Origin of the sequence: Parabacteroides goldsteinii DSM 19448 = WAL 12034, from assembly GCF_000969835.1 — a bacterium.
GTDB classification, from domain to species: Bacteria; Bacteroidota; Bacteroidia; order Bacteroidales; family Tannerellaceae; genus Parabacteroides; species Parabacteroides goldsteinii.
Map to the genome: position 1 here is coordinate 1751772 of NZ_KQ033913.1, position 11778 is coordinate 1763549.

General features: G+C 45.1%; 14 protein-coding genes. 4 read left to right on the top strand and 10 right to left on the bottom strand.

Translation table 11 applies throughout. From position 1 onward, the window contains the following. Positions 1-5 precede the first annotated feature (5 nt). The 8 genes from HMPREF1535_RS20150 to HMPREF1535_RS20185 form a co-directional block, all read right to left on the bottom strand. Positions 6-2417, bottom strand: a complete 2412-nt coding sequence (locus HMPREF1535_RS20150) for an SLBB domain-containing protein (RefSeq protein ID WP_046147644.1) — start codon at positions 2415-2417, stop codon at positions 6-8. A gap of 22 nt (positions 2418-2439) precedes the next feature. Then, positions 2440-2841: a lipocalin-like domain-containing protein gene (locus HMPREF1535_RS20155; protein ID WP_046147645.1), complete on the bottom strand. Its 402-nt coding sequence runs from the start codon at positions 2839-2841 to the stop codon at positions 2440-2442. Continuing rightward, positions 2838-4298, bottom strand: coding sequence for a capsule assembly Wzi family protein (locus HMPREF1535_RS20160; RefSeq protein ID WP_046147284.1), 1461 nt, complete (start codon positions 4296-4298; stop codon positions 2838-2840). Before HMPREF1535_RS20160 ends, HMPREF1535_RS20155 begins: the two co-directional genes overlap by 4 nt. A 336-nt stretch (positions 4299-4634) precedes the next feature. Further along, positions 4635-4898, bottom strand: a complete 264-nt coding sequence (locus tag HMPREF1535_RS20165) for a DUF4248 domain-containing protein (protein WP_010802861.1) — start codon at positions 4896-4898, stop codon at positions 4635-4637. Beyond that, positions 4895-6118, bottom strand: coding sequence for a CHC2 zinc finger domain-containing protein (locus tag HMPREF1535_RS20170; RefSeq protein ID WP_046147285.1), 1224 nt, complete (start codon positions 6116-6118; stop codon positions 4895-4897). Before HMPREF1535_RS20170 ends, HMPREF1535_RS20165 begins: the two co-directional genes overlap by 4 nt. 13 nt (positions 6119-6131) lie before the next feature. Further along, positions 6132-7487, bottom strand: a complete 1356-nt coding sequence (locus HMPREF1535_RS20175) for a replicative DNA helicase (RefSeq protein ID WP_046147286.1) — start codon at positions 7485-7487, stop codon at positions 6132-6134. After that, positions 7484-7984, bottom strand: a complete 501-nt coding sequence (locus HMPREF1535_RS20180; protein ID WP_046147287.1) for a hypothetical protein — start codon at positions 7982-7984, stop codon at positions 7484-7486. The genes HMPREF1535_RS20175 and HMPREF1535_RS20180 overlap by 4 nt, the downstream gene beginning before the upstream one ends. A gap of 312 nt (positions 7985-8296) precedes the next feature. Beyond that, positions 8297-8677, bottom strand: a complete 381-nt coding sequence (locus tag HMPREF1535_RS20185) for a hypothetical protein (protein ID WP_148499122.1) — start codon at positions 8675-8677, stop codon at positions 8297-8299. 443 nt (positions 8678-9120) lie between these two features. Between HMPREF1535_RS20185 and HMPREF1535_RS20190 the strand changes: the two genes are divergently transcribed. From HMPREF1535_RS20190 to HMPREF1535_RS20205, 4 genes are all read left to right on the top strand, one after another. Further along, the gene (locus tag HMPREF1535_RS20190) at positions 9121-9573 is read left to right on the top strand and encodes an HU family DNA-binding protein (protein ID WP_046147289.1); all 453 of its coding nucleotides are present in this window, start codon (positions 9121-9123) and stop codon (positions 9571-9573) included. 17 nt (positions 9574-9590) lie between these two features. Continuing rightward, positions 9591-10052, top strand: a complete 462-nt coding sequence (locus HMPREF1535_RS20195; RefSeq protein ID WP_046147290.1) for a glucosaminidase domain-containing protein — start codon at positions 9591-9593, stop codon at positions 10050-10052. 320 nt (positions 10053-10372) lie between these two features. Then, on the top strand, positions 10373-10687 hold the full coding sequence (locus tag HMPREF1535_RS20200) for a hypothetical protein (protein WP_046147291.1): 315 nt from the start codon (positions 10373-10375) through the stop codon (positions 10685-10687). Beyond that, entirely contained in the window at positions 10684-10956 is a 273-nt protein-coding gene (locus HMPREF1535_RS20205) for a hypothetical protein (RefSeq protein WP_046147292.1), read from the top strand. The genes HMPREF1535_RS20200 and HMPREF1535_RS20205 overlap by 4 nt, the downstream gene beginning before the upstream one ends. On the opposite strand, the gene HMPREF1535_RS26335 is transcribed toward HMPREF1535_RS20205, so the two are convergent. Then, on the bottom strand, positions 10873-11526 hold the full coding sequence (locus tag HMPREF1535_RS26335; protein ID WP_235438407.1) for a DUF6169 family protein: 654 nt from the start codon (positions 11524-11526) through the stop codon (positions 10873-10875). The two genes, HMPREF1535_RS20205 and HMPREF1535_RS26335, sit on opposite strands and share 84 nt — an antisense overlap. Positions 11527-11560: 34 nt before the next feature. Next, positions 11561-11725 carry a hypothetical protein gene (locus HMPREF1535_RS26025; protein ID WP_007656094.1) on the bottom strand — a complete coding sequence of 55 codons (165 nt, stop codon included), beginning with the start codon at positions 11723-11725 and terminating at the stop codon, positions 11561-11563. Between the last annotated feature and the right edge of the window lie 53 nt (positions 11726-11778).

An 11778-nucleotide genomic window follows, 5' to 3' on the forward strand; every position in this document is an offset into this window, starting at 1 on the left:
GATAATTATTTCAGTGTGTTGATGATAGAGGTTATCATTGCAGCCATCGATGTGGTCGAACTGGTTATGCTCAAGATTTCTGCCAAACTTGTTTTGCGATCTTGCTGCGTTTTGGCGGGAACAACGATTTCACTGCCGGGCTCTACCTTCGGATAGTGCTTGAAGAAGATAAAACGCTTTCTGGTCGTTGCCACTTTACCATTCATATAAATTACGATCGGATATTTACGGGCAATATCGTTATAACCACCGGCTTGCGACAAACAACTTTTTACAGACATTCCATTTGTATACGTCACACTGTTCGGATAAGTTACAGCTCCACTTATCTTCACTGTACTCTGGAATTGTGGAATATAAAGTTCATCCCCGTCACGTAGCACCACATCGTGGGCACTTCCCGGATTTGTCAAAGCCTTTTCCAAATCGATACCCACTGAATAGTCTTTGATGTTTTCCAGTGACAAAGCTACCGAGTCACGGCTTTGCTTATTTGCACTCAGTTGCAGCAGAGTTTCCAGGCGGCGCATTTCATCTTCTGTCAACTGGCGTTTCAGGCTGGCCCCTTTGACATAGGCATCAGGAGTTATCCCTCCGGCTTTGGCGATGATATCACTCAAACGGGAATTCTTTTCTGCCAGAACATAATCGCCGGAGAAAGTGATTTCACCATTTACCTTTACCACCTGTTGTTCCTGATAACCCGGTGAGAAACGCACATACACTTCATCAAACGGTTCTAATGTAAAGACCATATCGCTTTTCTTTCCATCCGTAGAGATCAAACCTAAATTATCGTTCAATGCAAAATTGAATACTTCTGCTGTACGGTTGGTATTCTCGTAAGTCTTTGTATCCTTAATCCTTCGGGCTACTTCCACATTGACCGTTGCCGCCGATTCTTTTAATCCGCCCGCCATCATAATGGCATCTTCAACGGTTAAGTTGTTCCGGTAAGGAAGAACCGTATCAATGTAATTCACCGCCCCGCTTATTTTGATCGTATAAGGTTCGCGAAGGTCAAACAGGGATGGAATGTTCAGTTGGTCTTCCGGTTTAAGTTCTATATCCGGAGATGTGCCACTGAGGATTCCACGGATATCTACGGCTATGACAGTCGTTGTAAAATCCGGATTCAAACGGGTAATCTGGGCACGACCGGTAAACTCATCTCCTTTCAAACCGGCTGCCTGATCAACCAGCTGACGGACTGTATGTACCGCCCCGTTCAACTCATATTCTCCCGGACGCCAGACTGCTCCTGTCACTGTCAGACGGTTTTCGTAGAAGGGGATCACAGAATCCACCAACAAAGAATCACCGTCCATCATCGCAAAAGTAGGATATTTATCTTCTGTAACAGTAGCTATCTGATAACGGCTTCCGGCTTTTCGCTTGACACGGACATCTTTCCTGTAAGCATCCCCGGTAAAGTCTCCGGCCATGTTCAACAGTTGTTGTAAAGTTTCCCCTTTCTTCATTTCGAAAATGCGGTTACGTTTTACCTTCCCTCTTACAACCGCCAGCTGGTCGTAGGGAGAAACGATCACCATATCATTTTCTTCCAGACGGATATTCGTATTGTATTTGCCGTTCAGGAGATAATCATATACATCCAGTTTAGCCACTTCCTTACTGTTACGGTAAACCTTTATTCCGCGAAGCGAACCGATCTCATTCACTCCGCCTGCTGCATACAACGCATTAAACAAGGAGGCAAACGAAGGAAGCGTATATGTTCCCGGAGCAACGACTTCACCTACAATATTGACTTTGATGCTGCGTATCTGGCTCAGACTAACGGATACGAACGTATTAGCCCCGTCCGTACTTCCAGACTCTGTATTTCCGGACAAAGTAGACATGATCCGCCCCAGTTCCTGACGGATACGATTTTCAGCTGTTTCAATAGTCAGTCCGCTCACAGATACCGGACCCAGGTTAGGGATAAGAATCGTTCCTTCAGGAGAAACTTTCAGTTTCAGGTTCAATTCCGAATCTCCCCAGACATTGATCAGCAATTCGTCTCCGGCGGATAAAACATATCCTTTGGGAGTCGGTACATTCAGATCCGGTTCAAAGGACAGGTTCTTGTTCGAGAATATTTCACGGCCAAACACGGTTCCGCTTAAATCTCCCGCCGGACGATTGGCTTCCCGCTGAACATCCAAAGGAGGTATCCCCTTTCCATCCGGAACCATGACTGTACGGTCTGTTACCACAGCATCCGATGCCGTACGTACGGTCTGTTCCGCTCCGGACTGTCCCATTCGTTTATTCATCTCCTGACGGATCTGTTCATCCGTCATACCCGCGGCTTTCGCCTTGTCAATCAAATCCTGGGGTACCTGTGCCGCTAGCGGAACCGACAGACACAGTAATCCCCCCAATAATACATTTCTGATTACGTTATTCATATTGTTATTTGTTTTGTTGTTTTCAAAACTTCCTGAACTCCAATCGGGCATAATCCGATTGTAATACTAGATGCTTTGATGTTAATTCTTTGACGCCGAAACGTTGCTCCGTTCCGTTCATCCCGAATGGCAATAAATCTTCAACTTTGCTGATTGGCATGACTACAAACAAGGAATCTCCGGTATACTCCATATTGCCGGTCTGACTGGTTACATCAACCTTCATCAGATTGATTGTATGCAAAGCAACACTGTAGTAAGCCCGCTCCGGCATCTCTTCCTCTCCTGATGCATATTCTATTTTCATGATCTGCCAGCGACCATCCAGGTCTCCGTTAATCGGCATTTTTCCGCAGGAACTGACTATTAGAACTAGCAAAACCGCTACTATATATCTTTTCTTCGTATTTATTAAAGTCATCATATCCATCCCGTTTTTCTGATTGTTAACATGCCACCAACACTTTTACCCAACATTCCACCTCTGTCAACACCTAGCGATCCTGTAAAGTCCCAGCCTTTTAACTGATGGGGCGTATAAGTTAATTCTACCAACGCATTTCCATTCTTTTTGATCTCATAAAAAGGTAAGCTATAAGTTCCCCAGTTACGGGTAAACGATAAAAGGATTCGGTATTGCAGGTCGGTACAAGGAGTCCCCATGATCCCGAAATGATGTCCCTGCAAGCGATTGCTTTTAAAGACTATTTCTCCATCATCATTATAAATTGGAGACATGACTAGCGGATTCCCGATTCCCATTCCCCAATGCTGCCAACCGGTATAAATACCATGATTATAATAATTATCTGTACCACTCACTTGTTCAGGTATCTCCGATGTATGATCCCAATAAACAGGACCGGACTGGTCTTTTGTTGAGATATATTCGTAAACGAAACTGCTAACGACAGGATTTTTGGGAAACGTTATTTCCACTCCTGCCAGACAGTCTTTCCAGCCATATTCTCCGAACATCTGCGAATGATCTTCAAAATAATGTTCGTAATAAGGACGAATTGTCCAATCTTTAGGAGCATACCAGGTCAAAGAAAAATTCCAACCTCCTAAATGGTTTCCATAAATATTCGTCTGTTCCCCAAGCGGAGTGTCACTGCTCCCTCCGCTTGGAATAAACACTTTAAAGAAATCCTTTATCCCGTTTGGCATATCAATCTTTTCACTTCCTCTAAACGCATTCCCCCCAAATTGAGCAGCCATCTCAAGACCTCCTTCAAAGATCAAAGGAAACTTCTCCCGGTTACCGACCTTCACATACAAATCTTTGGAATGATAAAGCACATGCTCCGTATGCTTTCCTCCCGGCTTAATAAAATCTTTTTGCCAGCCATCATCCGTAAACATACCATAAGCGATATGTCCTTTGAAAGCCAACCAACCTTTTGTCCCCGGAACAAGCGTATATTCTGGAATACCGATACGAACCTGCGGAACCGGACGGGCATTTCCCGAAAATGTCAAGCCGCCACTACTAAGGAACGGATTATTGAACTCACTATAGCGCTCCTTGCTTCCGATGCTCAATCCCAGACAACGGTATTTCAAATCCGCATACAACTGTTGCACCACAAAAGTCGAAGTAAAATGATAAGCGACAGCCAAATCCGCCCCGAAAGCATACGAGAAGCGTTTATCGTTTTCCAACTCCCGGAAGACCCCGGCACGCAGATAACCGTTATTCTTTTCAATAGATGACAATCCCTGCTTGTTTGCCGTCAGCCAGAAAGGAGTATGTTCCCCTCCGCTGAAGCTCACGCCGGTTTCCGCCCGATAACTCAATTCTTTGATAAACTGAGCATAAGAGTTCAGGGGAAGCACTAAAATACCTCCCCAAAGAAGTAATTTTGATATTAATTCCATTTGTTTCGATTTTAGAAAATATTGAGCTATCTACAGTGTCTTTTAAACAAGGCTCACCTTGTGCCGTAGGCTTTCTTTTGCCGTCAGTTTCAACTGACGGTTTTAAATACAGGAGGCAAAGCCTCTTCCTTTGTGGGATTTATCCCCTTTCATAATACTTGGAAAAGGGGTTGAAACCCACAGAGGAATCCGGTAAAACCGGAAAGATTATCTATCCGTCAGTTGAAACTGACGGCAAAAAAGAGCCTGCGGCATGGGACAAAGCCCCATTAAAGAGGCACAAATAGTTCAATTCTGATAAATATTGAATCAGTCCCCCTCATCACGTTATCGATATTAAGGTCTTCCCAATATTTCTACTATACATTCCACCTGTTTCGGTGTCATGACACGTTGCTTGCGATTCCAACCGGCGGCTTTCAGAAGAGTGACCAGAATTTTGTTTGCCAATACCCAGGCTTTCAAACGGCGGGAAGCTGCCGCCGGTGTTATCATCGGACTGTACAAGATACCCAGTTCAAGCCAACCGAAACTACGGTTCTTCCATTTCTCCTCCTCTTCGTCCCTATCCGGCTTCTTATTTTTCTGATCCTCTTTCATAGCCACCTCCAATCTAATGTAGCCGGATGGCCGTCACGAAGCGACAAACCTGTCCGATAAGCAAACATCTTCGTCAAATCACTGAGCAAAACTTTTCGTTCCCCGGCATTATGCTTTTGCAGCAGTAGTTGCACCTGTCTGCTTATCCGGTTGAATAAGGCGACCTCTTCCGATGACAGCAATTGTTTCCGTAACCCGCGGATAAAAGAGACAAAAGCCTCCTTTCCCCAAAGGCGAAAGAGCGAATCCGGATCTTCACCCGCAGGCAATTGTCCCTTGACAGCCCAGAGACCTTCCCGGCGAAGAATCGCTACAGCTTCAGTCGAACCCTTCTCACCCGCCCGATCCCCGTCCAGCAAGACAGTCACCTGCGAAGTATATTTTTTCAGCAACGCGACATGTCCGTCACACATAGCCGTCCCACACAAAGCTACTGTATTCCTGAAACCCGCCGCATGCATGGCTATGGCATCCTTATACCCCTCCACCACAAATGCAAAACCATCCTGCCGGATCGCCTCTTTCGCCAGATTCAAGGCATACAGGTTCTCACTTTTCCGATACCCCTCTTCCACCGACGTGTTTCTATATTTCGGTTCATCCGAATCCCCGTCCGGTTGTTTCCGCGCGGCAAAACCTATCAACCCTCCCATCTCATCACGGAGCGGGAAAATGACACGGTTCCGCATCTTATACCATTCTTTCGGCACCATACCCGGCGAAACACCCACCTCAAAATCCAGATAAGCAGGCGTCAAGTCCGAATCACCGCAAGCATAAGGCAAGAGGGCCTGGAGAAATTGATTGTTCTTTTGGATGGTAAGATAACACACCCCCTGCCCCCTCTCAAGAGGGGAAGGAGATACCATCGGACATTCCGTTTTTTCGTTTATAGCGCCGGGAGTAACTTTTCCCCTCTCGAGAGGGGGCAGGGGGTGTGTCATTGGCAACGATGTCACCGGCGACAACTTCTCCACCGCTTCCGCAAAACTACATTTCTCCGCTTTCTGTACAAAAGCAATCACATCCCCATGTTCGCCACAGGCATAACAGGTGAAAGTCTGCTTTTGCGGATCGACGGTCAACGACGGATGATGGTCAGCATGGAACGGACAAAGTCCGATAAACAACTTCCCCCGACGTGACAGTTTGACGTAATGTCCGGCCACCTCTTCCAGGCGGACCGACCGTTTTATCTGATCGATATTATATTGTGCCATTTCGTTCCGGGTATTAATAATCCGTTATTTTAGTGTACGAAGCATTATAACGGAAACGGGCAATGCCGGTCGCACCGTTTCGGTTTTTAACGATATAGAGTTTACCTACCCCTTTAAGGTCTTCCTCTGTACGCTCGTCCTTGACGATCCCGTAACGCTCCGGGCGATAGACAAAAAATACACAATCAGCTACCTGTTCGATGGTTCCCGAATCACGCAGGTCGCTCATCACCGGGATATGCGCCTTGTCGACACGCTGGTCGCTGGCACGGTTCACCTGCGAAACGACAAGCACCGGGCAGTCGGTATCCAAAGCCAACTGCTTTAGGGCCGTTATGTTACGCCCCACTACCTGTTCCTGCGTTTCGTTTTTCTGACGGATACTGCTCAGCAGATGCAGGTAGTCGAGGATCACGAAATCACATTCCCCCTTCTTGCTTTTCAGCATGACCTTCGAACGGATATCCGACAGGGTGTTACACGCCTTGTAATCAATATACAACGGCAGATGCTCCAACAACTTTCCGGCCTTTTCGAGCACCTCCAGTTCGCGGACCGTCAATCCCGAGATACGCAGATGGTCCGGATCGACATCCGTCACACCCGCCAGGATGCGGTTCAGCATTTGCAGGTTCGACATCTCCAGACTGAAAAGGCAGACATGTTTTCCGGCACGGGCCGCCTGGACAGCGATATGCAGGGCGACAGCAGTCTTGCCATCGCTCGAATGACCCGCCAAGACAGAAAGTTCCCCTTTATGAAAACCACCGGTGACATAATCGAACTCAGCCAACCCGCTCCGTATGCGATTCCGGTCGTACGAACCATCCAACCGCTCCCGGTGCCAGGCAACCGCTTCGGCAGCCAGGACACCCACCGGACGTATCGGTTCACTACCGGCCACTTCCCCCCGCAGTTTCAGCAGCGAATCTTCCGCTTCCGAAATAACGGCCTCCGGATCAGCATCAAAACAACTGCTCTTAATATTCAGCAGGACAAACAACTGTGCCAGGCAACGTAACATATACTGGCGCTTTATCTCCTGAGCATAATGCTGCACATTTCCGCCATGGCGCACATTCAGCATCGCCGTCAGCAGGAACGACAATCCGTTCAGCTCCTTCCAGCGAGCTTCATCCATCCGCCGCATCTCCGTTTCGACCGACACCATATCCGGTTGCACACCCTGTTCATACAAATTCATTACCGCCTGGAAAACAAAACCCAGCGCTGCATCCGAAAACATTTCCTTATGCAGCAATGTCGACACCAGGCCCGGAGCATCCACACTGGTCAGCAGGCAGCACACCAACGTATTCTCCACCTCCGACAATGTCAGATCTTTCTGTTCGTCAACACCTTCTTTCATGCTTCGCCTCCCTTTCCTTTTGGCTGAAATTGTTTGCTACGACCTCCCATCGCCTGTTCGGCAGCGGCCATTGCCTGAGCGGCAGAAGTATCATTGCCGCTGTCGTCCGTACTTTCCGTTATCTGTCCCGAAAAATAATTATAATTACAAATCTTGATTTTTGTGCCTCCCGCCACAGGACCATATTCGATCAATCGTTCACGAGCCAACTTTCTCAGATAATACCCCACCGAACCGGCACTGATATCAGTACGATCAGCCAGGAACTGATAAGTACAAAAATATTCCCCTACATGGCAAACGTATTGGATACGTCCCAGTTTCATAAATCCGGGTTTGAAATAACTCATCGTTGCCAATGCCATGTAGATACGGGCTAGGTGACGTTCTTTCTTACTGGCACTGACCGACAGCGCCAACACTTTTCGAGGCATCTTCATAAAAGACTTTCCCATCCACAATACCTCCGGGTTTTCTTTCGTTTGTTTTACGCTCATAATAATCACATTTAAAGAAAATTGATATTTGCCCCGTTATGAGATTACTATTTGCGCTAAAACTTGATAGTCATTATCCCGAAGCACTACCGTATGTAGACTCTATACGTATCCGGATGCCTCTCTTTTAATATAGTTAGAACTATCTTTCTTATCTAGAATTTATAAATCGTAATTTCCATCATTTTTTTCGCAAATGAAATAATACCCTAACGTTCTGATGCAAAGTAAACCATTCTTTTCCGACTTTTGAGAACTGTTTTGATGCCAGTTTCACAACTTAAATAACAAGATTACAGTGAGTTATAAATTCTATTTACTACGTTGTTGTTTTCTCTCCTTCTTTTTACTCCTTTCGACTTCCTGGTCGATCTCCCAAAAGGTATTCTGAGCCGCCTTTAAATGATTGTAAATCGTAACGACTTCGTATCCCGTTTCAAAAATCAAGTCGATGTAATCGGCCAGTTCTTCCAACGAACAATCCAACATTCCACAACGGGCCATGGCCGCGATGTAAGCGAGGAACAAATCCGGAGATTTCACCCGAATGCGTTCCATCGGCAAACGTCCCGTATCGAAACCGCAATCATGCAGGATACCGATCCGGTTCTCTTTCAGGAAACGCTCTCCCAAAGTATTCCATGTTTTCAGCGCCTTTATGACCGGTTCTCCTAAGAACCAGGTGAACAACATCACGTACCGGTTTTTATCCGGCTGTTTATCCAGCCATTCCGTCAAAGGATCGAGCGACAGGTGTTCACCGGTTATTGCCCGAATGTTTTTTTAAAACTTCCATCAATTTTGTTTTTATCTGATTTATTTTCAACTTATTTACTTGCTGTCCCATTTGTTTATAAATTTAAGTTGTAATCAGGGTTATTAAGTTGTGAAATTGTCTTTTTATTCTTTCTTCAAAACATATATGTTTCGATCGCAAACCATATATGTTTTGCCGTTAAAACACCTATCTTTTAATAGTAATTATCAGCTTCTTTGATGATAAATAATAACCATCTTTATTCGCTCCCAACTACTGCTATCTGCTTCTATCCGGCAGGCACTTTTCCGCAGCAATTACCTTTGTAATGTTATCGATAACCAACAATTTTCAATTATCAATTTTTAATTACCAGATTATGCCATTAAAATTCAGACTTGTCAAAAGAAGAGACATGAGTAAGGATGCGGCCGAAGGGGCCGAACTTTACTATGCACAGACCAGCATCACCAAGAAGGTCGACCTGAACCGTATTTGCAGCCGTATCAGCAAATACAGCACTGCCAGCCGCGGTGATATCCTGCTGGTACTTGATGGACTCTTGTCCGTCATGAATGAATCGCTGGCCGACGGAGAATCGATCCATCTGGGCGATTTCGGCAGCTTCCGGATGGTTGCCGGCAGCAAAGGATCTTCTACGGAAAAGGATTTCAATACCTCTCTGTTCCACCGGGCACATATAGTTTTCTATCCGGGTACAATGCTGACGGACACGATCCGTAATGCCAGTTTCGAAAAATACAATATCCCCGGTACGGAAAGCAAGCCGGAAGAAGGCGGCGGTGGCAGTGACCGTCCGGAAATCGAGTAAAATAATTATTCTTTATTATGGTAAAACAGGAATACATCAAACAGTATCTTTTCCCCGCTCAAAAGGCGGGGGAATGTTTCGGAATCAATCCGATCGTCATCCTTGCCCAATCGGCCATCGAAACCGGCTGGGGAGAAAGTACGCTGGCTAAGGAGCATCATAACTTCTTCGGCATCACCGCCTACGGACGTCCAAACGCTTTCTGGAAAGGCACAAAGACCGATCTTTCTGAAAACAGCGGCCATACCTCCTTATGGTTCCGCACCTACGAATCAGCGGAAGACAGTTTTATGGACTTCGCCCGTCTGATCCACACCGCTTATCCGGTAGCTGCCTCACTCAGTTCCCATCCTTCGGCCTATGCCAAAGAGATTGCTTACAGCAAATACATCAGTGAAGTGAACGGTGACAACCGTGCAGCCTACCAGAGGATGCTGGTGTCGATCTGCCGGACGATCGAAAGATATACTGTTTGCTGAGTTCACCTTTTATCAGAAAAGAACTATTAGTGTCTCTTTAATGGGGCAAGCCCCATGCCATAGGCTCTCTTTTGCCGTCAGTTTCAACTGACGGATAGATAAATCTTCCGGTTTTACCGGATTCCTCTGTGGGTTTCAACCCCTTTATCTGGTATCATATTATGAAAGGGGATAAATCCCACAGAGGAAGAGGCTTTGCCTCCTGTATTTAAAACCGTTGGTTGAAACCAACGGCAAAAGAGAGCCTGCGGCACGAGGCAAACCTCGTTTAAAAGACACCATAGATAGCTCTATTATTTCTAAATATTAATATATACAAAATGAAAACCCTTGAAACAATCCTTGCCTTCCTCACCAGCCTTGCCCGGATCATCTTTCCCCGCAGGCAAAAGTCGGCAACCGGTGACTGCCCTTGTCCCCATCCCTATCCTCGTCCTCTTCCTGATGGCGATCACCCTACTGTCTCTGCTGATGGAGCAGACAGAAGTGACGCTGACAACTATCGGAGCGATACTCTCGCTCTCAACCAGGGCGACTGGGGAACCAAACAACGTGTCGAACCCATAGACATTGCCGGTTACAGCCTGATGGCTGCGGGACTGATCGGTGGTCTGTACAAATTATTTACCGCATGAGTTACAGAGAAAATTACCAACGCATGATCCACCGCAACAAAGCGACCGGATATGCCATCTATGACTGTCTGTTGAAGGCTTACCGAAAACATGCCGAAAGCATGGATGTCTCCGGCATTACCGACCGGGATATCTCCCGGATCAGTGAGATGCTATTGGTGAGCGAACGCTGGATACGTCATATCTTATGTAAATATCATCTGTTTTTCGTTATCATCGACCAGTATTATCCGGAAGAGGAATGGAAAGATGAAGAGACGGATGTTTGATCGTTTAAAGTCTGTTATCTTCTCTGATATGGAGGGGTAACAGACTTTTTGTGTATTAGTTAATCTGAAGCAAAACGTTTTTATTTTGAATTTTTTTTTCTGAAAATCGATAAATGTTTCTTGCATGATTTTTAACGAAGGATGATCTTTCCTACAAATAAATGATGCATAATAGGAACAAGTTCCACCTACATTTATTACTAAATCTTCTTTATGATATGCTTTACTCCCATATATATGATACCATTTAGAAAACAACAGATTCCTTCCACACTGCCGGTCATCTTGTGCATCACAAATAAAAAGCAACACATTATTCTTATCTGTAAAAAAAGATCTTAGAATAGATAATATCGTTAAACTGATTTTTTCATCATATGAGGATTTTCTTTTATCATCTTCATATAAGAAAAACTGATATGCACCAGGAAAATTGTAATCTTCAATAAACGATACAGTATAATGCAACGTATTATCCGTTGTGAATTTTATACTTTTATTATCAGATGAAGCATATACAAAATAAGGTGCGGACAAATTAATGTCATCAAGATTAATTATAGGATACATTACAATTAAGGTTTATGGTTTGATTTTTAACGGCTTATTTAACTTTCATCAATTTCATACCTCTATTCTCCAGAGTTGAAAAAGATTCTTTCTTTTGGACGCATTCTTTCCATGCTTCCTTATCCTCCAACATCTTTTTTGTTGCACTCAGCAGTTCCTCTGGAGACATCTTAATTAATTTTTCGAATGGATTATTCATATTCTTATTTGTTTTGATTACTGCAAAGGAACAAAGAAATAATTGAATATCAA